Raw genomic sequence first — 23847 nt, forward strand, 5'->3', positions numbered from 1 at the left:
GTTTGCCGCGCAGTTGGGTGAGCGGGCCACCTGGCAGCAGTCGGATCATGCCGAACGTGAGCGTCACGACCAGCCACAGTGTGAAGATCGCTCGTCCCGTCCGTTTCAAATAATAGTTGACCATATTACAAACTTATCACTATTGTGTACTTCTCACGCCAAATTCGAATGTTCGGTCCCGTTCGTTCGCTCGAATCCGGAGCAAAGACTCCTCGAACCGAGGTCGAGACCACATCCAGTGGGTGTGACCCCTCCCGTGGTATCTTCCGGCATACGAATGCGCCGATATTTAAATACGTCACTGCTGCCTATGGATTTGTCTCTCATACCCAATGCAAATTGGACATCGATCGTAAATAAATGTTTGCACAGATTTTCGTTCCGCCGGAGTGCCGTAGTGAAATACCGAGTCCCCGTCCGAAGAGACACGGTGGGGGACTCACCTGCCGTTGGACTACTACGGCTTGTAGTTGTTCTTGCCGAACCGGACCGCCCACGACTCGGGCCATTTGACCTGCTCGATATCGGAGCCGTCTTCGGGGACCTCCCAGTGGTCGCGTGAGAGGAACGACTGGTCCTGTTTCTCCGCGACGGCGAGGATGGGGAGGTCCTGATTCGTCACCCACGCCAGATCGAGGATGATCTCGTTGATCTTCTTCTCGTCCGTCGCCTGTGAGAGTTCCTGCAAGCGCTTTGCTGGGTTGATAGTCATCTTGCCCGAACCGGTTCGTGACGGGACCTTCGCGTCGGCGTGTTTCCCGCCACGACTCTGGTTCGCTGGCGGGTAGTTGTACGTGTACCCGCTGTTCTCCAGCAACTGGTACCGGAGCGAGAAGTACGGGAACGACGCTTGCGCGCCGCCCGGAAGCCACGACCCGGACGCGAGGACGAAGTCCCCGTTCGCCCAAACCTGTCCCGAAAGCGTCCCGTAGCTACGGGAATCGACCGACGATTTGAAACCGAAGCTCTTCAACTGGTCGACGATGGTTTGGGCCGCGGTCACCCAGTCCGTCCAGTCGGATGGCACCTGAACGGGGAGGTTGACGACGTCACCGTCGCTGTCGTGCCACTTGCCGCCCTGTTTCTTGTAGCCCGCCTTCTTCAGCACTTTGGCGGCCTTATCCGTCTCGGAACTCGCCTGGCCGTAGGTTTCGAATTTGCTGGCCGAATCCCCGAGGATGCGCTCCTGGTCGCCCGACGGAATCCCGATCGAGTATTTCGGTGCCTGTTTCGATTCCGGTGCGGCGTTTTTCACGACCGCATCGCGGTTGATGACGTACGCGATGGCCTGTCGAACGGCGCGGTCTCCGGTGTGCTTGTGGTCCATCTGGGGGACCAACCCGTAGCCCCAGTTCGCCGGGGTTTTGACCTGTTGCCAGTTCTTCGGGAGTTGGTTGACGATTCGCGGCGGCGTGAACATGCTGTACACCGAGTCGAGTTGGTTGGCGATCATCGACTGGTGAGCCTGCTCGTTCCCGTTGATGTACCGGAAGGCGTAGGTTTTGAAGTTGATGTTCTTCGAGTCGGGGTGGTCGTCCCGCCGTGTGAGCACCAGTTCCTGCGTCGTCGCCTGCTTGAACTCGAAGGGACCGCTCGCAATCGGTTCTTTCCACGCGAAGTCCTGGAGGGCTCGCGTTCCGTCCTTCTCGTTCTTCTCGATCTTATCCACGTACTTGCCGAACACGCTTTTCGGCTGCCGAATCTGGTTGTCGGAGAGGACTTGGAATTTGACGATGGATTTGTTGACTTGGTTTTCGAGGTGCATGACGACGGTCTTGTCGTCCTTTGCCTCGACCGATTTCGTGTAATCCCCGTACCCGGAACCGGTGTACATCCCGAGTTTCAGTTGGGTAACGATGTCGTCGGCGGTCACGTCGTCGCCGTTCGCCCACGTGAGGCCGTCGCGGAGGGTGAGTTTGAACGTGTTGTCACCGAACTCCCAATCGGTGATGCCGTAGGGGACGAGTTTGCTTTTCGCGTAATTGTACTTCGCGAACGCATCGAAGAGGTAGTAGTGTGAGATTTGTGCGGCGCTCGACGGGTTGCTGATGTTCCACTGGATGTTCTGTGGCACTTGATTTGCCATATCCACGTGTTTCACATCGTGGACGTTCTTGTTGCCAGAATCACCCTTCGAGGAGCCATCATCGGAATTACCAGTGCAGCCCGCAAGTGCAGTCGCACCTACCATCCCGGTGAGACCGACAAATTGCCGACGATTAATCATGTTTTGGAGACCTCTGTCATTGTCCATCATTATACTACTATCAATGATAGAATCCTCTTGATAATAAAATATGTGGTTTGAATACTCTATACTCATTATTCGACGAATCAATGGACATATGGCCACTTCGAAACTAAATTTGTTTTTAATACAGTCGAATCTTGATGGATTCCCGGGAAACAACTGGATTCGGTCGTCATACAAATCCGATCCTGTAGAACGTGAGACGAAGTCCGAATTCGTTTTTCACGTACGAAGACATATGAAAATATCTCCTCAAACAGTGAGAAAATTTATTCGTGGGGACTGCGCGTCTATTGGACATGGACGATGACAGGCTCCGGGAAGCCCTTGAGGAAGCGGAGTTGACGGCGTATCAGTCGGATGCGTACGTCACGTTACTCGAACAGGGGATGGCATCCGCCGTGGAGGTGGCACATCAGTGCTCGGTCCCGGTATCCCAAATCTACGACGTGTTGCGGGCGCTAGAACAGAAGGGGTACATCGAGACCCTCGAACAGGACACGCTCCACGCTCGCCCGAAAGACCCCGTATCGATCCTCCAGAAACTCCGCTCCCGTGGCCAGATGATGGACGAAGCGGCGGACGCCATCGAGGATCGGTGGCGGCGGCCGTCGCTCAGTTCACACATGGTGAGCGTGGTCAAACACGAGGATACCGTCATCGACCGCGCCCGGGACCTCATCCGTGATGCCGAGAGTTTCATCCAACTCTCGGTGACCGTCGAGCAGTTCGAAGCGCTTACGAACGCGTTGCAGGACGCACGCAAACGCGATGTCGTGGTGCGGGCCACCGTGTATCCCGACGGTGGGTCCGACGACTGGCTCACGGCTATCGACCTCGAAAAAACCCTCTCGGAGCTTCGAGTGTGTCATATTCCGGCCTTCCTGACCATCGTCGATCGCACGATGACGTGTTTCACGCCGAACGACTGGGCGAACCGACCGTTCGGCGTCCTCATCGACGATTACATCCTCTCGTTCATCTTCCACTGGTACTTTCAGACCTGTCTGTGGTCCCTCTGGGACACCGTGTACGTCGATTCGGACGTCGCACGCGTTTACATGACCCTAGAGGAGTTCGTCCGTGACGCCGTCGCCCTCCAAGCCGACGGCGCACGCATTACCGCTACCGTCCACGGGTTCTGGATCGATCGTAACGAGGACTGCGAGATCACCGGCCTCGTCACGGACATATTGTATCCCACCGTACATCGCTCGTCGACGCGTCCGTCGTACGATGAACTGGCGGGATTCGTCCGAGTCCAGATGGCGAACGAGGACGGAACGTACAGCATCGGGAGTTGGGGTGCCGTCTACGAGGATATCGAGGCGGTCCGGATCGTGCTGGAGGACATCGATTACACCTCGTCTTGGGACGGAATTCCCGGACGGTAGTGAGTGTCGAAATTTCTCGGATCTCTCGACCCGCATCCGTGGTCACGTAGTGACCCGAGGACCTTCGTCGGATGGATGTTCGGGATCGAACTCGGTGTACGCGACGAACTCGATGTACACGGGCGACGATAATCCAAGAAAAGGTTATTAACAGGTCACACAAAAATATAGCTCATGGCGGAGCAAGAAGAAAGCCATTCACCACCAGAGACATCGGTCTCGACAGCAGAGCGAGTCACGGATCTCATCGGTCGGATGACTCTCGAAGAAAAAGTCGGACAGCTCACTGGATCGTACGTCGGGACGCTCGACGATGGGCCACACGGAATCGAAGACGTCATCGACGAAATCGGGACACATCACGTCGGTGCCGTCGCGCCGTTCGGTTGGGGCGGTTCCCCAAACGAACACGCTTCGGAGGCCATCGAAGCCGCGAACGAACTCCAACGGCACGCCATGGAGAACACGCGGCTCGGAATCCCGCTCCTCTTCGGTGCCGACGCTATCCACGGCCACGCCTACATCAAGGAGGCGACGGTGTTCCTGAACAACCTCGGTCTCGCGGCAACGTGGGACGACGACCTCGCCGAACGCGTCGCCACCGTAACGAGAACGGAGATGCGGGCGACGGGCGCCGCGCAGAATTATTCCCCGACCTGTGACGTGGCACGGGACCAGCGATGGGGCCGAGTCGGGGAGACGTTCGGCGAGAGCCCATATCTCGTCGGCAAGTTCGCCGCGAGCAAGGTACGGGGATACCAAGGAGATGGTCCGAGCCCCGAAACCGTCGCGGCGACGGCCAAGCATTTCCCGGCATACGGTGCCCCGACTCGCGGCGAAGACGCCGCGCCGGTCGAGATATCAACGAAGACGCTTCACGACGTGTTTCTTCCCCCGTTCGAGGAAGCGTTGGATGCCGACGTCGCATCGGTCATGCCGTGTTACAACTCCATCGACGGGGAACCGGTTCACGGCTCCCAGCGCTACCTGCTGGAACTTCTCGGCGAAGGGTTGGGATTCGATGGACTCCTCGTCTCCGATTGGGGCGGGGTCGATCAACTCCACGCGGAGCACCGTACCGCAGGCTCTCCCATCGAGGCGGCACTGCAGACGCGACTCGCCGGACTCGACATCGCGTCGGTTGCGGGCACCGACCACGCCGAACACGTCCTCGAACTCGTCGAGGAGGGTGAACTCTCGGAGGACCTGATCGACGAAAGCGTCGAGCGAATCCTCACGACGAAGTTCCGACTCGGCCTCTTCGAGGACCCGTACGTCGACCCCGAAACCGCGGAGGACCTGCTCGGCTCCCCGGAGCACCAGCGGGTCGCCCGGGAGGCGGTCGAAAAGTCGCTGACGCTGCTCCAGAACGACGACGATCTCCTTCCGCTTTCCGACGATATCGGCGAGGTGTTCGTCGGCGGACCGAACGCGGACGAAATCGTCCACCAACTCGGCGGGTGGAGCAGCAACGACCCCGACGGCGTGCCGGGCACCACCGTCCTCGAAGGGATTCGTGATACCGTCGGTGAGGACGTCACCGTCACCCACGAACGGGGGAGCGGTATCAACGAACCGGCCGATATCGACGCGGCAGCGCGAGCGGCGGCGAACGCGGACGATCGCCGTCCTCGCGCTCGGCGAGGATTGGTATCTCCACGAGTTCGGACCGACGATGGATACCAAGAGCGAGACTGGGGAGTTCCCGACTCGGTCGCAGTTGTCGCTCCCGGAGTCACAGCGTGAACTCGTGGCCGCCGTCGAGGAGACCGGGACGCCCGTCGTCGCGGTGCTCATCACGGGGCGACCGCTCGCAGTGCAATGGCTCGCGGACACCGTGCCGTCGATACTGATGGCGTACTATCCCGGAACCGTCGGCGGCGAGGCAATCGCTCGGACGCTCTTCGGCGAGAGCGAACCCGGCGGTCGGCTTCCCGTCTCCATGCCTCGGTCGGCGGACTGCCTCCCGACGTATTTCAACTATCTTCCGCAACCGCACCCCATCGGCGTGGACGAACATCCCCCGTCGTACGACCCGCTGTTCGAGTTCGGTCACGGCCTGAGCTATACGACCATCGAGTACGACTCCGTGGACGTCTCGTCCGACGTGATCCGTCCCGACGAACCGGTGACGGTGGACGTTTCGCTCGAAAACACGGGTGACCGGCGCGGAAGCGAGGTCGTCCAGTTGTTCGCGTGCGACGAGTTCAGTTCGGTTGTGACGCCCGTGCGCGAACAGAAGGGTTTCGAACGTGTCGAACTCGACCCCGGCGAGCGCACGACCGTCTCGTTCTCGCTCTCCACCGACGACCGACTGTTCGCGCACGAACCCAGTGGGTACGGTGACATCGGCCGACTACGGCTCTTCGTCGACGAACACGTCCACGACCTCCGCGTCGATACGAACTGAACACCTTTCGAACAGCAGTTCTCACGCACTTTCTCACACCGCTCGGAGACGAGCGTCGCCGTTGTTCCCGCATATCGTCCGAAAAAGATAGGTTCCAGTTAGTCGTTACAACGTCTGTTCACGCTCTGGCCACGACCGTACATATCTACATTTTTATGATTTTTATATTCCCAAATTATATTAGAGAAATGCCAGACACCACCGTGATATAATACTCAAATATCTGTTACGAGGGTAAACAATAGACAGATTTCCTATGATACGTAACGGACCATCACTCCGCACCCGGCGGCCATTTTCGAATGTGGAACCGTTCACGAGGCACTGGACACCGACGCTCGTCGCTCGATGCCACGTACCATTACGGACATAGGCTTGTTCGCATCTGTCTCGTTTTCCCGTATCGTCGGGACCAGCAGCGGTGGCGTCGGATCGGATCGAAACGATCGATCGACCGCTCGTTCGATCATCGACCTCACCAATTAATATTGTATGATATTCACAATACTAAACTCCTCAGAAATTCCGAACCTACGGCGCAAAATAATCTCCCTCCGTGGCAGTAACAACTAATAATCCGCTAAAAATACAGCTTCGACTATCTACCTTCGAATCTGATCCGACTTTCCACCAAATTTTCGTGACTGACTGATCGATAAATCGGCCACTCGGGAAAAGTTGGCAAAAACCGATTTGGAGGGCTCATGTTCGAATATTCGGTGGAAAATCTCTTGAACGGTATACTGTGTATATCGAACGTTCGCCGCAGTTGTTTAGTCAAGAGTACACAATACTAGGTGGGGCCCGCGACGTTGGTGCTTCTTTTGTGGCGTAAAATCCGGATCGGTCGTCGAGGACCGTGAGACGTTTTCGAGTGATATTGCGCCGTTCGTTGGAACCCGCTCGGCGAGGTTCGGATTTCGTTTCCGTGCCGGTCACGAAGTAGCGATCACACCCTCCGGAAGGCGGTTCCCGCCTTCCGGGCCGTCACCGCGTCGCTGTCCGAGTCCCCGACGAAGAGGGTTCGTTCCGGAACCGCGTCGAGACGTTCCACGGCGGTGAGCAGTGGTTGTGGGTGTGGTTTCCGTTCTGGGACCGAGTCCCGCCCGACGATGACGTCGGTTCCGTTCGGGACGCCGTGTTCCTCCAGCGCGAGACGGCAGGCCGTTTCACAGTTGAGCGAGCAGATGGCGACCGGTCGTTCCGCGTCGGCGAACTCCTCCAACAGCGGGAGTCGTTCGGATCGCCGCGCCCCGGCGCGCTCGGCCGCCGCGAGGTGCGGTTCTATCTTCTCCTCGATACCGAGCGATTCCGCGACCGGCAACAGATCCAGCGCGTCGTTCGCGGTCGCTTCGCCGCCGTGTTCCCGAATTATCGGCTGTATCTCCTTTGCAGCAGCGGCCCAATCCACGGCGAGTCGAACCAGCGTTCCATCGAGGTCGTACACGACTGCATCGTATTCGTCCGTCACTTCTTACCGTGCGACGTTCGAGTTGATAAACCTCCCCGCCGAACTGGTTTTCAGGCCGTTCCGCCATCGACATCGCTCGCTTGGACGATGAACGTCCGCTCCGGGTACGGCGCGGCGCGGAGGGTGACGACCTTCGTCAGTCGGTAGTACTTTCGATTCCCCTGCCTGTACGGTTCGATGAGGTCCGCCCCCTCCAACGCCCGCAGGTGGTGCACGGCCGTCTTCCCGTCCATTCCCACTTCCTCCGCGAGTTCGGAGACGTACATCGGTTCGCGCGAGAGCAACCGTAGGATTTCGAGACGGGGTTTGCTCCCGAGCATGTCGAGCAGTGACATCGAACCGGATACGACGGCGACCCCCAAAGAACCACACCACGAACTGCCCGCGGGCGTACGATAATTTAATTGTCCCCCCGTCGTGGACGCGGTATGGACGACAACGTCGAACTCCCGACGGACGGCAACTCGAAACCATCGGAAGTCACCGACGGCTTCTTCGAACGCGAAGTCCAGCTTTCGCGCGAACAGACGGGCACGTTCCTCCGCGAACTCGCCGATCAGATCGAAGCGGGGACGAAGCTCACGGTTTCGACGAGCGACTGGGAGATTCCGTTCGAGTACGACGAACCCATCGAGGTCGAAGTCGAGTTCACCGGCGGCCGCGAGGACGAACTCGAAATCGAACTGGAGTTCACCGAGGCGACGGCCGACGACGACCTCTCCGTTCACTGATCGGCGTGGAGCGACGACCGGACCGTCGCGACCCGTTCCTGGTAGGCGTCGGCGTCGAAAACCTCCCCATCTCGGGGACGGGGAAGGTCGATGTCGAACGTCGTTCTAATCCGGCCCGGATCGTTTCCCATCACGACACAGCGGTCCCCGAGCAACACGGCCTCTGGAACGCTGTGGGTGACGAACAAGACGGTCTTTCGCTCCCGACGCCAGAGGTCCCGAACTTCGATTCCCATCTCCTCGCGGGTGAGTTCGTCCAGTTCGCCGAACGGTTCGTCCATCAACAGCACGTCCGCACCGAGATGGAGCGCCCGGGCGATGGCCACGCGCTGTTTCATTCCCCCCGACAGCTCGGCCGGACGGCTACCCTCGAATCCGGCAAGGCCGACCGTCGAGAGTAGTTCGCGCGCATCGGCACGCTTCGGCGATTTTCCCGCCATCCGTCGCAGGAACACGACGTTTTCGAGGGCCGTCTTCCACGGCAACAGCGTGTGCTGTTGAAAGACGACGCCGATGGTCCCCTCGCTTCGCGCTTCGTCCGGCGAGCGTCCGTTCAATCGAACCCGTCCGCGCGTCGGCGACTGAAGCCCGCTGACGGTTCGTAACAGGGTCGTTTTCCCGCAACCGGACGGGCCGATGATGGTGACGAACTCGCCGTCCGGTATCCGGAGGTCGATGCCGCCGAGGGCGGTTACGTCGCCGAACGAAACGCCGACGTCGTCCAGTTCTATCATCGTTCGGTCCCCTCGCTTCCGAGCAATCCGACGCCGTCGAGCGCGGTCGATAACCGGTTCCATAGCTCCGCTTCCCCCCATCCCCATCCAAAGTTGCGAACCGCGTCGGTGGTTCCGAACTCCGCGACGGCCGCTTCGAACGTCCGTCGCTCTCGGACGGGGGAACTGGGTTCGGCGTCGTCGTGTGCTTCGATTGCCTCCTCGACGCGGGATGGGTTTTGCCGGGCGGTCGTCCATCCGCCCGTCGTCGCCGCGAGGAACGCGGCCAGTTCCGGTTCGCGTTCCGAGAGGGCCTGCTCGCTCGTCACGATTGCTGGACCGGGGAGGGGAAACCGTTCCGCGACGGGAATCGACTCGACCGAGATTCCGTCGTCCCGTAGTTTCCGTGGGTCGGAAAACGACCCCGTGACGGCGTCGACGGCTCCGGAAAGCAGCGCGGCACGCTCCTCGCCACGGAGGTCCACGATTTCCACGTCGTCCAGGACGCCCCCTTGCGAGAGGAACAACCGACCGAGCAGCCCCGTCTCGGCGGTCGATGGCATCCCGATACGGAGGCCACGAAGCTGTTCGGCGCGCTCCAATGGACCGTCGAACGTCGTTCGCAGTCCGTAGATGGTCGTCATGGCGTGTTGGAACAGCAGGGCGACCGGGACGATTTTCTCGCCCTCCGCTCGCGCCCGAAGGACGGTCGCCGCGCCGCTGACCGCAACGTCGGCAGCCTCCGAGACGATGTCGTCGAGTGCGGCCCGCGACCCGTCGTGAACGTCGAACCCAACCGACAGTCCCCATTTTTCGTACAGTCCCGTCTCGTCCGCGACGAACAGCGGCGCGTGGAGGCCGTTCGGCCGCCAGTTCAGCGCGAGCGAGACCGACGCGTTCGTGGCGTGTGAAATCGGTGCGTCCGGAACCGGCGAGTCTAACTCGGCGGTGGTGTTCGATTCTGGGCGGTTTGGGAACGCTCCCGCCCGTGCGAGCAACTCGCGGGCGTGCTCGTCGTACGCGGCGTCGACCGTCTCCTCGACGCTTCCGGTCGCACGCCACCTCGTCTCCGGTCTACCGGGTGTCTCGTCCCGAACCGTGGTCGTCTCTATCAGTTCCCGTTCCGTCAGTTCGGCCAGTGCGTTTCGCACCGCCTTCCGATTCGACCCGGTTCCGATCCGAACGGCGAGCAGCGACGCTGGCTCCGTCGTGAACTCTTCCCTTCGGCACAACAGATACGCCAGTACCGTCGCCGCCGGTTCCCCAATCCCGCACGCAAGTCTGTCGACGACCGATCGGTCGGCCTCCCCCAAGACCGGAAACTCCCGAACCCGCATCCACAGAGCATGCAATAACTGTGGGTAAAACTCTGTCCCCCGTTTCGGGGCTTCCGTCCGTTACTTTCGTCCGTTACTGTTTCCGCCCGTTACCGTATCGTCCGCTACCGTACCATCCGTTACCGTACCATCCGTTACCGTACCGTCAGTTACCGCTTCGCCTGTTCGGCCCGCTCGACCTCTTCCCGAATCTGCTCGGCGTAGAACTCCGTTTCGTACTCCGACAGTCCGTCCATGTCGAGCAGTGCCGCGACGATGTTGGCGAGCGTCTCCACCCGGTAGAGCGGTTCGTTCCGCTCGAAGGAATCGTCCACGTTTCGCCGTTCCCGATATCCGTCGTAGAACGTTTCCCGGACGTTCCAGTCGGCGTTCGGGTCGTGCATCCAGAAACAGTTGGCCGCTTTCGCGAGGGCTCTCTGTGCGTTGTTCGCAGTCGCGCGGTCGAAGTCGATGACTCCGGTCACCGCATCGTCCTCGAAGAGGACGTTGTCCGGCGAGTAGTCGTTGTGGCAGAAGACGGGGCGAAACGCCTCCGGAAGGGTTTCGCCGAACCGGTCGAACGCGTCCTCGACGTCCACTCCGGCCGTTTCCAAGCCCCCATTTCGCAGGCACGTCGAACTCTCAGCGACGTTATCCAGAACCCACTCCTGCAGCCCTTCCGCTTCGAAGCTCTCGACGGTCGGTTCCCGTCCCTCGAACCGGAGCCATCCCGCCTCGTCGAAGCGCTCGAACTCGTGTATCCTCGCCAGAACCCGCCCGGCGTTCCGGGTTCGTTCGGGTGAGATGTCCTTCTCACCCGTGGTTCCCTGGAGTTTCTCGACGATGGTGTACCCTCGGCCGTCGTCCGACGTGACCGTCTCCGTCACGACTTCGGGAATAGGGATGTCGGAACCGCGCAACGCGATGTAACAGTTGTATCCGCGGCGGAGGGAGTCGTCCCGTTCACCGTCCGAGTCGAACTGCAACACGTATCGTCCGGTCTCGCAACTCACGTCGTAGGTCTCGTGGAGCAATCCCTCGTCGACTCGCACGACGCTGAACGGCGTCTCCCCCACTTCCCGTTCCACTATCGAGACGATTTCGTCGTCCATCGAATCCACTGGTTGGTATTTGTGCAGGATGTGTATTACTATTTGAGGCCATCGACGTGATATTACCACGAGACGTACCGTTGGAGCGCGCTCGCCACGGCGAACAACCCGCCGCCGAGCGCGAACAGGCAGACTGCCGCCGCGAACGTCAACGTTGGCGCGAAATCAGACATTCCCTGCAGGACGAGGACGCCGAATCCCCGTTCGGCGACGAACCACTCCGCGATGACGGTACCGACGACGGCCGTGACGACGGAGAGTTTGATTCCGGCGAACAGGGAGGGAACGGCGTTCCGAAGGCGGACGAACAGCAGTTCCCGATGGAGCGGCGCATCGACCGAGCGGAGCAGTGCCAGTTGTTCGTCGGGCGTCGCGGCGAGTCCGGCCGCCGCCCCGATGGTGATCGGGAAGAACGTCGATGCCGCGATCATGACGACCGCCGCCTCGAAGGAGACGCCGAGCCAAACGAGCAGGAGCGGCGCGACCGCGACGTGCGGCACGACGCGGAACCCGACCAGATACGGATACAGCACGCTTCCCAGTCCCGGGACGACGCGGATGCAGACGCCGAGCGCGAGCCGACCCCCGCACCCAAACACCACCCCGCGAGCAGTTTCGTCCCGACGCGTACCCCGCGTGGAGGAACAACCCGGGCGATTCGATCAGCGTCCGGAGAACGGCGAGCGGCGGCGGGAGAAACACCGAGGCGTTCGGGACGACGCGCGCGGCGATACTCCACACGACGAGGATTCCGACCAGCGCGACGAACGCACCGGCGATTTCCTCGCGTCCCGTTTCGACCACCGTCCGTCCCGTGACGAACGCCTCGCCGAGCGAGTCGGTCCCGTCGCTCATCCTGACGCGACGTTCGGTCCGGACGACCACGCCGAAGAGGGCCAGCGCACCGACGGCGAGCACACCCAAATACGCGAACAGAAGCGGGGTTTGAAGCAGGCGTGCCGTCTCCAGCAGTTCGAAGCCGACACCCTTCGTCGCGGCGAGAAATTCGGCGATGAGGACGCCCTCGACGGCGAGCGGCGTGGCGATTTTCACCCCGGTGAACACCTCCGGAAGTGCGTACGGAAGTCGAACCGACAGCAGCAGTCTCCATTTCGGTGCATCAACGACTCGCCCGAGGTCGAGGTGGGTTTCTGGCACCGACCCGAGTCCGTCGAGCGTCGCCACCGTCATCGGGAAGAAGGTCAACAGTGCCACGATACCGACCCGAGTGGTGAGCGTCGCGCCGAAGGCGAGGACGAGGAGGGGTGCGAACACGACCAGCGGCACGATGCGAACCGCGAGAACCGTCGGGTACAGCACGGCGCGAAGTCGGCCGGAGAGCGCCATTACCGCCGCGAGCGTTATTCCGCCAGTCACGCCGACCAGCCATCCCAACAGGATTTCCGTCCCGGTGTAGACGACCTGCGGATACATCGACCCGGCGTGAGTGATAAACGCGACCCAGACAGCGCTCGGTGATGGAAGGAGGACGGTCGGTAGCGAAAGCGCGTCCACAGTGAACCGCCAGACGAGTACGACGAGCGCGACGCTACCCAACAGCGTCGCCATGGAGACGAGTCGGTTCGGGAGACGACCGAGGGTTCGTCCCCCGTTCGATTCGGATTCTCCGCTCGCGTTCGACTCGGATTCCGTGCCCGCGTTCGAATTCGTTTCTCCGTCGGCGCTCCGGGTGTAATCCATTCCGCTATCGGCCGCTCTCGACGTGCCCTTCGTACGACTCGATGTACTCGTACTTCGTGTCGAGGAAGTCGTTCGTCCACGCTGCCCGAACGCCGGTTTTCGGCACGACACCCGTCCGGAACAGCGCTTTGCTGACGGTGTTCCACGACTTCGGCCGTTGCCAGCCCCATCGTCCGTTATCGCCCGTGACGAGGTTGTTCGTCGTGTACTTGATTTTGAAGACGCCCATCTTCCGGGACTGTGCCAAACTCGGCTTGGCATCGACCATCACGTCCATCGCCCTCTTCGGGTTGTTGGCGGCCCACGCCCATCCCTTGGCGGTCGCACGCAGGAATCCCCGGACGGTCTTCGGATTCCGTTCGGCGAACTCCGGGCGCGAGATGACCGTCGACCGACGGTCGGCATGTAGTCCGCGAGTCGGATAGCGGACGCGTCGTACCCCTTCCGCCTGAGCGCGGTCGGCGAGTCGAAGATGGCGATGGCGGCGTCGGCGTTCCCCGACAGCAACATCGGCGTCTGCTGTTCGGGTGCGACACCGAGGAAGTTCACGCTGTCGAGCACGCCCGCTCGTTTCAACACTGCTTTCGTCAACGTCGTCATCGGCGAGTCCTTCGGCGCGGCGAGCGTCTTCCCCTGCAACTGTTTCGGCTTTTCGAGTTTTCCACCGAACACCTTCTCGACGGTGTAGACGACGCCGTCGCTCCGTTGTTGGCTGGTTCCGTACGACCGCACCGGCAGTCCCTTGCTTCGTGCGGTGAGCACCGATGCGGCGTCACTGAGCCCGAACCCTTGGCGTCCCAACCCGACCTGCTTGGCCGCGAAGGTGCCGCCCTGTCCGGGGACGAACTCCGTCACGGTCACGCCCTGTTCGTCGTAGAACCCCTTTCGCTTGGCGACGAAGTAGCCCGCCTGTGTCGAATTCGCGTTCCAGTTCAGCATGACGTCCACGGCGTTCGATTTCCGTGCCGCCCGACTCCCCTGTGCCGTTCCCACGAGGCCGAGACTCAGTCCGGCCGCCGCGACTTGCAGCGCTCGGCGCCGCCCCATGTTTTTCTCCCCCTTCATGCGAAGAGTGACAAACGACGGACATTCGGATAAAGATTTCCCACTTCCTTTTTATATCGAACCGACATCACGATCGGACGTCTCGAATCAACCCGGTTCGTCGATGGTTTTCCAGCGACCGTGGATGGAACGGGGGGTGCGCGGGTGGTTCCGCCGTTACTTAAAAAGGATTCACGAAACCCTTCCCATCACCCGCGGTTGAAGTCCGGTTTTCGGGATACGGTCTCCGTTTTTGACGTTGGTATTCCACGGCAGAGTTCGGATCTTACTGTCGAACATTGTGGTTTTCATCCAAGTATTAACAAATAACCAAGTGGATTTGTGTGGGTGGGACTGACACAGAGGTCCCGGATGGGGGAGAAAACGAAATGACCAACTACGCACCGGAGATAGACGACGAGGAACGGCGACGGTTCTTACGAGTACTGGGGGTGACCAGCGCCGCTGCCGTCGGGAGCGATCTCACACTCGACGGACTTCGCGGGATGCTACACGGGGATTCGGCCGAAGAGTTGTCCTCGATGGGACACGCGATTCGGGGGGACGTGACCGGCGAACTCGACGCCGACCTATTGGCGGGCGGCCTTTCGGGTCTCGCCACGCGGATGGGGAGGATCGAGGACGTTCGGGCGGCGGGAATTCCCGACCGAGACGAGCGCCTCTATCGGGAACTCGCCGCGCCAGCGTGGACGATCAACGACCACCTCGTGGACATCGGATTTTACGAAAGCGTCGAATCACACCTTCCGGCGTTCACCGAGAACCACATCGAGAACGTCGCACACGAGTTGATACGTGCGGAACTACTGACGAACACGCTGTCGGACCTCGGGTTCAGCGAACGGGAGAAGACGGCACTCGTGATGAACGTGGCGAACAACACCGGTCGACTCGCGCTCTGGATGCCGACGAAGAACATCCCCGAGGGTGTCGAGTTCGACGTCGAACACGTCGCTCCGCTGCACCACCGTGCGGCGGAAGGGTCGCTGTTGTGGGTGGACGACATGGACACGCACCTCTGGCAGAACGAGGTCCTGTTGACCGACGACATTCTCGACGCGGCGATGTGGGACATTAAGGCGATGCTCGGCGGGTTCCACCTCTTGGGCACCGCCGCCCGGGGAGTGACTGATGGCTCGCTGACCGACAGCCAGTTGACCGCCGCGCTGACCGCGGGGACGGCGGCGATGATCGTCGGACAGGAGGATTTGACCAACGACGCGTTCCGCATCACCGACGAGATGCGTGCACCGCACTCGTGGGAGGTCGAAGGATGAACATCGAGAACGACGAGGCCGTGAAAGCGGCGAACGAACACGAACTCGAAGAAATAGAGGAGGGGTACAAGCTACAGGGAACGCCGAGCCAGTCGATAACGCAGCAGTACGCCGTCGACGAGATTCCCAAAAAACCGGTCACGCAGGAGATGTTGAACGAGACGACGACCGACCAAACCAGTTGGCTGACCTACGGCGGTGGGTACGAACAACAGCGCTACTCCTCGGCGAACGTCATCACGCCGGACAACGTGAAGAACTTGGAGTTGGAGTATCTCGTCGAGACGGGCATCGCCGACAGCATGGAGGGAAGCCCCCTCATCGTGCCGGGTGACCCGCCCATCATGTACCAGACGAACGGGCCGGATCACGGAAAGGCCATCAACGCCCGAACCGGCAAGGTGCTCTGGAGTTACACGTACGCGAACCCGGACGTCTCATCCTCTGTTGTGACACGAACAACCGCGGCTTCGGGATTCTGGGCGACACCCTGTTCATGACGACGCTCGATTCGGGGGTCGTCGCGCTCGACCGATACACGGGCGAACAGAAGTGGTACACGTCCACCGGCAAGTGGCAGGACGGCTACTCCGCGACGTGGGCACCGACGCCGTACAACGGCATGGTCATCACGGGCAGCGCGGGCGGCGAGTACGGCGTCCGGGGGTTCGTCACCGCGCTCGACGCCAAATCGGGCAAACAGAAGTGGAAGACGGAGACGCGCCCGAAAGACCAGTGGGTCGGGGATAGCTGGAAGCAGGGGTCGACGACGACGTGGATGTCCCGAACCATCGACCGGCACAACGACGTGATTTTCTCGCCGGTCGGCAACCCCGGCCCGGACTTCGACGGCGCGGTCCGACCCGGACCGAATCGGTTCAGCGTCGGGACGTTGGCCCTCGACGCCAAATCCGGCAAGCCGAAGTGGAACTATCAGGAGAGCCCCCACGACACGTGGGACTACGACTCCTCGTCGCCGAAGGTCCTCATCCGGGACCAGAAAGTGGACGGAAAGAAAAAGGACATCGTCGTCAGCCCCGGCAAGACGGGATGGGTGCAGACGCTCGACGCCACGAACGGCAAACTCCTGAAGCGGAGCGAACCGACGGTCCAGCACCTGAACACGTTCAAAGAGGTGCCACACGTCGGCGATCAAGGCATCTCGTTCGTGCCCGGCGCGCAGGGTGGCAACGACTGGCAGCCGCCGTCCTACAGCCCGAAGACGGGACTCGTCTACATGAAACAGCAGAACACGCCCCAACAGATCTGGTGGCAACACCAGGAGTACAGCCCCGGTGGCGGCTACTTCGGCGGGCAGTTCCACGACTGGCCGGACGTGAACGAACCGGACGGCTGGAACGGCAAGACGAGCGCCGTCGTCGCGGTGAACCCACGGACGGGAAAGCGCGTCTGGCGCGAGTGGATCGAGGACGACAGCTACCTGTGGGGCGGGTCGATGACGACGGCGGGCGGGCTGACGTTCCTCGGCACGCAGAAGGGCAATTTCGTCGCCTACGACGGGAAGTCGGGCGACAGGCTGTGGCAGATGCAGTTGGCGCGCCCATCTGTTCCTCGCCGAGCGGCTGGTACGACCCGGGAACGAACAAACAGTACATCGCCGTGCAAGTCGGCGGGAGCGGGTGGCTCCGTCACGGCCGCCGTGGCAGCACGGTCGCCGTCTTCGCCATGAAGGGACAGGGGAAGTGAGTCGGATGCGACCCACGCAGAACAACGCGAACGACACGAGAGCAATGAACGAACACCGCGACAGGACAGCGAACTCGGTCTCACGTCGAACCGTCCTCAAACGAACCGCGGCGAGCGGGACGCTCGTCGGTCTCACCGGCACCCTCGCACAGGGCGGCGGCACGAAGATTCGACTCGGCGGAAAGGTGGCCGGATGGCAAGGGCAGGCTCCGAACTCGATCAAGGGGCAGAAGAACCCGACGCTGAAGCTCAAACCGGGCAAGAAGTACACCGTCGTGTGGAAGAACCTCGACGGCCAACCGCACGACTTCGTCATCCGGGACAAGAGCGGGAAGCAGTTGGTCAAGACGAAGATAATGAACAATCGCGGGAAGACCCAGTCGGTCACGTTCACCGCGTCGAAGAAGATGGCGACGTACCTCTGTACGGTCCACCCGACGACGATGAAGGGTCAGGTGAACACCGGCGGCGGAAACGGTGGCGGGGGCGGCGGGTCCCAAAGCACCACCAGCGCTTCGACGCAATCGGGGAACGACGGCAACTCGAAGAAACCCGCCAAACAGATCAAACTCGGCGGGCAGTCCACGGGGTGGAAAGGCATTGCCCCGGAATCGATCAAGGGGAAACTGAACCCGACGTTGAACCTGAAGGCGGGCCAACCCTACGAAGTCATCTGGATCAACCTCGACGGCTTCGACCACAACTTCATCGCCATGAGCGGGGACGGCAACCCACAGACGGGGGACTACGGGAGCACCGTCGTTCGGTCGCCGCTGATGAACGTGCAGGGGCAGACTCAAACCGTGCGGTTCACCCCGAAGAAGGACACCAACGAGTACTACTGCGAGATTCACCCCGTCGAGATGCGCGGTGCCATCAGCACGGGCGGCAATGGAACCACCCAGACGACCACGAACCAAACGACGCAGGGCAGTCCGTCGAAGACGTTCCAACTCGGGTTCAAGGACGGCAAATGGATGGGCCAGTCCTCGGGCATCAAGGGCAAGGCCAACCCGACGCTGAACCTGCAGCAAGGGCAACGGTACGCCATCAAGTGGACGAACACGACCTCGTACTCGCGGGCCGCGAACCGACCGAACCTCGTGCTCACCACGAACTACCCGAACGGCCCGGCGCTATCCCGCTCGGACTTCCTGCTGAAGAAGGGAACGTCACAGACGGTGACGTTCACCGCGTCGAAGAAACTGTCCGCGTACTTCGCGGAGAACTACAGGAAGGCACACGGCAAAATCGTCGTGAAGGGCGGCGGCGGTTCGACGACCACGACGATGTAGTTCCGGTCGACGCCGTTCGTCGGCTCATTTCGCCCCGTCCAGTTCGACGATGTGCGCGCCACAGCCCTCACAGGTGGACGTGAACACCGTTTTCGACGGTTGACAGCAGGACGAGACGCGGTGCTCGTCGCGCGTCAACGTCGCGCCACAGGTCGGACAGTCCGACAGGAACGTTCGTAAGCGCGTGAGCGCCTCCTCACGCGCGTCCACCCCGATCTCTTCCCATCCGCCGGACCGGTCGCTTCGCGCGCTCAGTTCGGCTCCTGCGGCCACGTCGGCGACGAGCGCGGCCGCGGACGGCCAGTGAACGAGGCGGTCCCCGGAGACGACGAACGCGCGCCCGCCGATGGACGACACGTCGTCCTCGGCAACGACGAGCAGGTCCGCGACATCCCGTGGTCCGATTCCCTCCGGATCGGTCGATTCGATTCGCCGCTGCCACGCATCCCGAAACTCGGGCGCGAGACAGGTCGAATCGCTCGAACTCCCATCACACGACGACGACGTCATCGACGAGAGGCGTTCGAACTCGTCCGCCGCGACCGTCGATTCCGGTTCCTTGCCGAACAGTCGTAGCACCTCGCTCGGGAGGTAGTTCGCCGTCAGTTCCGGCGTTCCGGGAACGAGGTAGCCGCGGAGGTAGATGAGGCCGAGGGAGACGACGAACGTCGTCGCGCCGACGAAAATCGAGAGGCTCGCCAGTAGCAGGCTGATGACGACCGCGATAAAGAGGTTGACTGCGGTACAGGGAAGACAACGATTTTCCCCCGTGTACGCCGGTTGCCGTATGGAGTGCACGGCTAGTGAGTCAGCGTCTGGAACTGATTGATACCGGCACGCGCGACGGTCATGTCCTCGTCCACTTGGCCGCCGCTCGACGCAATCGTGCCGACGATTTCGCCGTCCCGTTCGAGCGGGAATCCCCCGCCGAAGATGACGATTCGGCTGTCGTCAGTGGTCTGGAGTCCGTACAACGAGTTCCCCGGTTGTGACGGCTCGGCGAGTTCGTGGGTCGGCATTTCGAGCGCGGCGGACGTGTACGCTTTGTTCCGCGAGATGTTCACGCTGGCGAGCCACGCGTCGTCCATCCGATGCTGTGCGATCATGTTGCCGTCCGGATTGGCGACCGTGATAACCGACGGAACGCCGATTTCCTCGGCCTTTCGTTCAGCGGCGTCTATCAACTGCTTCGCCGTTTCTAACGTTATCGTCTCGGACATGATTCCCCCCACGTCGTGCTCGGTTGGGATTCGCCTAAACGTTGTGGCGGATCTGCGACATTCACCGTTCTTCGGACCATCTCTCGACGATATTCGTTCTGAGCGTTTCCCCCAAAATTGTACGCGGGAGCGGGACGACATCGGTTGGAGTAAACTACAAAAAGTTTCACGGTCGAGGTGGTCAAATAAAGGGATCTCTTACACTTATTTTCTAAAAATTCAATACAATTTGCTATAATATCGTACACCTTTTTGGCCTTCTACCGGCAATTATAGACCGTAGTCCGGTTTGGCGACGCTCCTTTGTGGACGCGGATGAGACCTTACCGAACAGCTTGCTGCTTTTGATTTGACATTATGAAAGGCCAATATGCATTCTGTCCGAAAAGCGGCGCACCGCTCTCAGAAAACGTCCATTACGACGAGCTGGGTCGTTCCAGCCGACACGTCGTGAGTGACGACTCCCTCCAACGAATGGAGACCGAAGGTGAGATGACCAACGGTTCGCTCCGGTCGTCGAAGATAGCGCTGTTCAGCTACTTCAAACGCTGTTACGAGCGTCACTACGCGGCGAACTCGAAGCTATACTCACGAAGCACCATCGCCCTCGGTCGCCTCAAGCGAACCGCGAGCGGCAGGGACGCGTGGGATATGTACGTCTGGTACGCGCTGGCCGAACGGCTGGCGCGCCTCGGTTTCGACGCCGAGTGGATGAACGCACACATCGAACCACGCTGTCCGCAGTGTTCCGGGCGTCTGAAGTACGAGCAGTTGGCGTGTGACGAAATCATCGGCATCTGCGGGACGGACTGTACGGACGACCGGAGCGACCGCCTCGAAGAGATCCGCGAAACGGTCGCGGACCTGTACAGTCGGGCGTTCGCCGAGGAGTCGGGAGAACAGCTATCCGCGGACGACCTCGTCCGACTGTGATGGGTTCGTCCAGCCCTCCCTCCGACCGTTTCGCTCGATACAGCCACCGATAGGTATCATGCCACAGGAAGACATGCGACTGGTCGATGTGATGGCGATGTCGGAGGAAGCACGGGAACGAACCGTCGAGTTCCTCGACCGGGAGGGACTCGACTACACCGTCTCCGACGACACCAACGGGTCCGTTAAATCGGCGTGCATCTCGCTGCCGGTCCCGGCACAGTACGTCGAGCCCCTTCGTGCCGAATTCGACGACCTCGGCGTCGGGGACGAGGTGTACACCGTCGTCACCAAACCCGAGGCCATCGTGTCGTCCCGGTTCGACCACGTCGAAAAGCAGTACGAAGCGACCGGCACCTTCGGGCATCGGCGCGTCGCTCGAAGCGAACTGCACTCGAAGGCGGCGGACCTCATCCCCGACGACCGCATCCTCGTCATCATGACCGCCATCAGCGCCTTCGTCGCGACCGCTGGCGTCCTGCTCGATTCGGTGTCGGTGATGGTCGGATCGATGGTCATCGCGCCGCTGCTCGGACCGTCGATGGCGACGAGCGTGGCGACGGTCATCGACGACGAGGATCTGTTCGTGACGAGCGCGCGGATGCAACTCGTCGGCGGTCTCGTCTCCGTCGCCAGCGCGCTTTCGCTCGCCCTGTTCGTCAGATACACGAACATCGGATTGGGGACCATCGACATCACCGAGAGCTTGAAGCTCAGCATTCACAGTTCGCCGACCTTGCTCCTCGTCATCGTCGCGTTGTGCGCCGGTGTCGCGGGCGCGGTCTGTCTCTCGACCAGCGGGATGACCTCGTTGGTCGGCGTGATGATCGCGGCGGCGGTGATGCCGCCCATCGGCGTCATGGGCGTCGGTCTCGCGTGGATGCATCCGACCGTCGTCCTCGGAGCGGCCGGAGTGGTGCTGGTGAACATCCTCGCCATCAACCTCGGGGCCATCGTCACGCTCTGGTACTTCGGCTACCATCCCGGCAACCTGTCCGACATCCGCCGGACCCGGAGCGTGATGCTGCGGCGCATCCTCGCGCTCATCGTCCTCATTGGCGGACTCGTCGCCTTCCTCACCAAAATCTCGACCATCCAGCTATGACGAACGCAGGCAACAAATCACTGACAGAGCTACTCCGGTTTGCGAGCACGTTCCTCAAAATGGTGCTCAGGCTCCTCGCGGTCGGGGCGCGCGTGCTCGTCTCGACGCTTCGGAGCGAGAGGAATCGACGACGCGTTCGGCAGTGGTTGCTGCTGGAGGCCGACCGCTGGACCGTGGTGAACGCCCTCGTCGGCGGCGTATTCGTGACGACGTTCGCCCTCGGGCTGACCGACGTCATCGGCGTCCGCGAGAGCGGGTTCGTGACGACGATGTTCAGCACCATCATCGCGGGGCTGTTCTCGTTCGTCCCGCTCGTCATCGCCATCAACCAAATCTCGGCGTCTCGCGTCCTCGGGTCGCCTGACAGGCTTCGCCGACGCATCGAGAGTGTCGAGCGTTTCCGCGGCGACTTGGAGGAGATGCTACCCGACGTCGCGGTGAGCACGACCGACCCGGCGGGCTTCCTGCGACTCGTCTACCGAGCGATAAACGAGCGTTCGACGGCGCTCGAAGCCGCGTGTTCGGGCTGTCCGGACGCGTCCTGTCGGCGGTCCGTCGCCGACTACTCGTCCGCGATTACGGCGCGCACCGAAACGGTGACCGAACACCTCGACGACGACCTCCACCTCTGGAGCGTGCTGTTGCCGGTGATGAACGACACCTACTCGAAGCGGCACAACGAGGCGCGGCGGATACAGGAGGCTTACGCGGACGTGTTGCCGCCGGAGGCCGACGAGTTGCTGTCGGAACTGCAGGAGTTGCTGACCATCGTGGACGTGACCCGGCAGTACTTCAAATCGGTGTACTTGCAACAGGAACTCGCGCGACTGTCGCGCCAGATAGCGTACAGCGGTGGGGCGGCGTTCCTCATCTCGATGCTCGTCATCATGCTGTACGCGTCGGGATACCCGCCAGCGGTGGGCGGGATGGTGTTGCTCCTGCTCGTTACCGTTTCGCTGGCCATCGCGTTCAGCCCGTTCGCCATCCTGTTCGCGTACATCCTGCGTATCGCGACGATCCTCAAGCGCACCTCCGCGCGGGCGCGTTCACGCCGAAAGGTGAGCGCCCGGCGCAGTTCTGGAAACGATGACGGGGAATTCGACCGAACGGGCAGGGAGTTCGACCGGACGGACGGGGAATTCGATCGGGCGGACGAACGGGACGACCAGACGGAACTTCCTCCGTGCGGCGGGCGTGGGCGTCCTGGCACTCGGTGGCTGTACGGGGAACGACGGTGCGGACCGGTGGATCGCCGTCGAATCGCCCGTCGATGCGGAACTGTACGACGTGGTGATGACGCAGGGCGGTCCGTACGCCATCGGAGAGGGTGGCTCCGTAGTGGCTCGGCGGAACGGCGAGTGGACTGTCGTCGTCGATGACGGCCCTTCGGGTGCGCAAAACAGCCTGCGTGCGGCGGCGGCGTCGGATAACGGACGACACCTGTGGTTTGCGGGCGACAGCGGCGTCGTCGGCGTCTACGACGTGACCAACAGAGCGATGACGGACTATTCGGCACCGAAGGGACTGACGAGCACGTGGGAAGCCCTCTCGGTCGTCGGACTCGCCGACGCCGAGTCGGTGTACTTCGCCAACGGGTCGGGCGAGGTGGTGCGGGCGTCCCACACCGACAGCCAAATCCAGTGGCAGGAACCGGTGAAACCCGGCAGCGGGTCGAGTATCACCAGTCTCCAGTTCACCGGACGCGGCTTCGGTTTCGTGACGGACACGTCGAGCAACGTGTTCCAGACCGTCGACGGCGCGAAGTCGTGGCGACGGATCGGTATTCGTCGCGGGAGCGTGAACCTCCACGATATCGCTCCTCTCCCGTCGAACCAGATCAACGTCGTCGGCGACGGCGGGTCGGTGTTCGATTACAACGGGTTCACGTGGACGCGCTCGCACGCGGGGGAAAACGCCCTTCTCGCCATCGAGCGGGACCATCACCGCGGGGTCGTGACCGACGACTCCGGCGGCGTGTTCCGCCTGACGACACACGGTTGGAAACGGGAACGCTCGTCGACCGGCGAGACGCTTCACGGGGTGTGCCTCGGGACGGCGGAGCATCCATCGGTCGCCGTCGGCGAGAGCGGAACGATACTGGAACACCACAAAGCGTGAGGGGGATTCGTGTATCGAATTACGGACC

General features: G+C 61.6%; 21 protein-coding genes and 5 pseudogenes. 13 read left to right on the top strand and 13 right to left on the bottom strand.

Features of this window, described 5'->3' with window-relative positions:
* Together A4G99_RS29635 and A4G99_RS00005 are read right to left on the bottom strand one after the other, a co-directional pair.
* Positions 1-124 (bottom strand): annotated as a pseudogene (locus A4G99_RS29635) (ABC transporter permease); the annotation flags it as partial.
* Between the two features lie 333 nt (positions 125-457).
* A complete protein-coding gene (locus A4G99_RS00005; protein ID WP_223301500.1) occupies positions 458-2086 on the bottom strand; it encodes an ABC transporter substrate-binding protein in 1629 nt (542 codons plus the stop codon).
* Positions 2087-2550: 464 nt separating this feature from the next.
* Between A4G99_RS00005 and A4G99_RS00010 the strand changes: the two genes are divergently transcribed.
* From A4G99_RS00010 to A4G99_RS26370, 4 genes and pseudogenes are all read left to right on the top strand, one after another.
* On the top strand, positions 2551-3645 hold the full coding sequence (locus A4G99_RS00010) for a TrmB family transcriptional regulator (protein WP_066137763.1): 1095 nt from the start codon (positions 2551-2553) through the stop codon (positions 3643-3645).
* 255 nt (positions 3646-3900) lie between these two features.
* Positions 3901-5391, top strand: a complete 1491-nt coding sequence (locus A4G99_RS00015; RefSeq protein WP_255358948.1) for a glycoside hydrolase family 3 protein — start codon at positions 3901-3903, stop codon at positions 5389-5391.
* Positions 5306-5653 (top strand): annotated as a pseudogene (locus tag A4G99_RS28330) (glycoside hydrolase family 3 protein); the annotation flags it as partial. The gene A4G99_RS00015 and the pseudogene A4G99_RS28330, both read left to right, overlap by 86 nt.
* Positions 5654-5872: 219 nt before the next feature.
* Entirely contained in the window at positions 5873-6055 is a 183-nt protein-coding gene (locus A4G99_RS26370) for a fibronectin type III-like domain-contianing protein (RefSeq protein WP_255358949.1), read from the top strand.
* A 949-nt stretch (positions 6056-7004) separates the two neighbouring features.
* Here A4G99_RS26370 and A4G99_RS00020 read toward each other — a convergent pair.
* Complete coding sequence (locus tag A4G99_RS00020; protein WP_066137764.1) at positions 7005-7526, bottom strand: HAD family hydrolase; 522 nt, start codon at positions 7524-7526, stop codon at positions 7005-7007.
* Between the two features lie 50 nt (positions 7527-7576).
* The gene (locus A4G99_RS00025) at positions 7577-7861 is read right to left on the bottom strand and encodes a winged helix-turn-helix domain-containing protein (protein ID WP_066138117.1); all 285 of its coding nucleotides are present in this window, start codon (positions 7859-7861) and stop codon (positions 7577-7579) included.
* A gap of 93 nt (positions 7862-7954) precedes the next feature.
* Between A4G99_RS00025 and A4G99_RS00030 the strand changes: the two genes are divergently transcribed.
* A complete protein-coding gene (locus A4G99_RS00030; protein ID WP_066137767.1) occupies positions 7955-8257 on the top strand; it encodes an amphi-Trp domain-containing protein in 303 nt (100 codons plus the stop codon).
* On the opposite strand, the gene A4G99_RS00035 is transcribed toward A4G99_RS00030, so the two are convergent.
* From A4G99_RS00035 to A4G99_RS29640, 5 genes and pseudogenes are all read right to left on the bottom strand, one after another.
* Complete coding sequence (locus tag A4G99_RS00035; RefSeq protein WP_066137769.1) at positions 8251-8991, bottom strand: ABC transporter ATP-binding protein; 741 nt, start codon at positions 8989-8991, stop codon at positions 8251-8253. The two genes, A4G99_RS00030 and A4G99_RS00035, sit on opposite strands and share 7 nt — an antisense overlap.
* Positions 8988-10307, bottom strand: a complete 1320-nt coding sequence (locus tag A4G99_RS00040; protein ID WP_066137771.1) for an ABC transporter substrate-binding protein — start codon at positions 10305-10307, stop codon at positions 8988-8990. The genes A4G99_RS00035 and A4G99_RS00040 overlap by 4 nt, the downstream gene beginning before the upstream one ends.
* 149 nt (positions 10308-10456) lie before the next feature.
* A complete protein-coding gene (locus A4G99_RS00045; RefSeq protein WP_223301523.1) occupies positions 10457-11398 on the bottom strand; it encodes an aminoglycoside phosphotransferase family protein in 942 nt (313 codons plus the stop codon).
* Positions 11399-11460: 62 nt separating this feature from the next.
* Positions 11461-12000, bottom strand: coding sequence for an ABC transporter permease (locus A4G99_RS25555; protein ID WP_066137778.1), 540 nt, complete (start codon positions 11998-12000; stop codon positions 11461-11463).
* A gap of 313 nt (positions 12001-12313) precedes the next feature.
* Positions 12314-12832, bottom strand: a pseudogene (locus tag A4G99_RS29640) (ABC transporter permease); the annotation flags it as partial.
* 13 nt (positions 12833-12845) lie between these two features.
* Here A4G99_RS29640 and A4G99_RS25565 point away from each other — a divergent pair.
* On the top strand, positions 12846-13094 hold the full coding sequence (locus A4G99_RS25565; RefSeq protein ID WP_190303654.1) for a hypothetical protein: 249 nt from the start codon (positions 12846-12848) through the stop codon (positions 13092-13094).
* A 9-nt stretch (positions 13095-13103) separates the two neighbouring features.
* On the opposite strand, the gene A4G99_RS00065 is transcribed toward A4G99_RS25565, so the two are convergent.
* A complete protein-coding gene (locus A4G99_RS00065; RefSeq protein WP_082837649.1) occupies positions 13104-13481 on the bottom strand; it encodes an ABC transporter substrate-binding protein in 378 nt (125 codons plus the stop codon).
* On the bottom strand, positions 13367-14164 hold the full coding sequence (locus A4G99_RS00070; protein ID WP_066137788.1) for an ABC transporter substrate-binding protein: 798 nt from the start codon (positions 14162-14164) through the stop codon (positions 13367-13369). Before A4G99_RS00070 ends, A4G99_RS00065 begins: the two co-directional genes overlap by 115 nt.
* Positions 14165-14532: 368 nt before the next feature.
* Here A4G99_RS00070 and A4G99_RS00075 point away from each other — a divergent pair, with 368 nt between their 5' ends.
* The 3 genes and pseudogenes from A4G99_RS00075 (at position 14533) to A4G99_RS00085 (ending at position 18443) form a co-directional block, all read left to right on the top strand.
* Positions 14533-15441 carry a hypothetical protein gene (locus A4G99_RS00075; protein WP_066137794.1) on the top strand — a complete coding sequence of 303 codons (909 nt, stop codon included), beginning with the start codon at positions 14533-14535 and terminating at the stop codon, positions 15439-15441.
* Positions 15438-17148, top strand: a pseudogene (locus A4G99_RS00080) (pyrroloquinoline quinone-dependent dehydrogenase). The gene A4G99_RS00075 and the pseudogene A4G99_RS00080 overlap by 4 nt, the downstream one beginning before the upstream one ends.
* Positions 17149-17153: 5 nt before the next feature.
* Positions 17154-18443 carry a plastocyanin/azurin family copper-binding protein gene (locus tag A4G99_RS00085; RefSeq protein WP_066137798.1) on the top strand — a complete coding sequence of 430 codons (1290 nt, stop codon included), beginning with the start codon at positions 17154-17156 and terminating at the stop codon, positions 18441-18443.
* Between the two features lie 24 nt (positions 18444-18467).
* On the opposite strand, the gene A4G99_RS00090 is transcribed toward A4G99_RS00085, so the two are convergent.
* Positions 18468-19241, bottom strand: a complete 774-nt coding sequence (locus A4G99_RS00090; protein WP_066137802.1) for a hypothetical protein — start codon at positions 19239-19241, stop codon at positions 18468-18470.
* A gap of 2 nt (positions 19242-19243) precedes the next feature.
* A complete protein-coding gene (locus A4G99_RS00095; protein WP_066137805.1) occupies positions 19244-19663 on the bottom strand; it encodes a heme-binding protein in 420 nt (139 codons plus the stop codon).
* Positions 19664-20113: 450 nt separating this feature from the next.
* On the opposite strand from A4G99_RS00095, the gene A4G99_RS00100 reads away from it, so the two are divergent.
* The 4 genes and pseudogenes from A4G99_RS00100 (at position 20114) to A4G99_RS00110 (ending at position 23819) form a co-directional block, all read left to right on the top strand.
* Positions 20114-20596: a hypothetical protein gene (locus tag A4G99_RS00100; RefSeq protein ID WP_223301503.1), complete on the top strand. Its 483-nt coding sequence runs from the start codon at positions 20114-20116 to the stop codon at positions 20594-20596.
* 58 nt (positions 20597-20654) lie between these two features.
* Positions 20655-21701 (top strand): TIGR00341 family protein, encoded by a 1047-nt coding sequence (locus tag A4G99_RS00105; protein ID WP_223301504.1) that lies wholly within the window; start codon positions 20655-20657, stop codon positions 21699-21701.
* A 1086-nt stretch (positions 21702-22787) separates the two neighbouring features.
* A pseudogene (locus A4G99_RS29645) lies at positions 22788-22895 on the top strand (hypothetical protein); the annotation flags it as partial.
* Positions 22896-22994: 99 nt separating this feature from the next.
* The gene (locus A4G99_RS00110) at positions 22995-23819 is read left to right on the top strand and encodes a hypothetical protein (RefSeq protein ID WP_223301527.1); all 825 of its coding nucleotides are present in this window, start codon (positions 22995-22997) and stop codon (positions 23817-23819) included.
* Positions 23820-23847: the final 28 nt, after the last annotated feature.

Origin of the sequence: Haladaptatus sp. R4, from assembly GCF_001625445.1 — an archaeon.
Classification (GTDB): Archaea; Halobacteriota; Halobacteria; order Halobacteriales; family Haladaptataceae; genus Haladaptatus.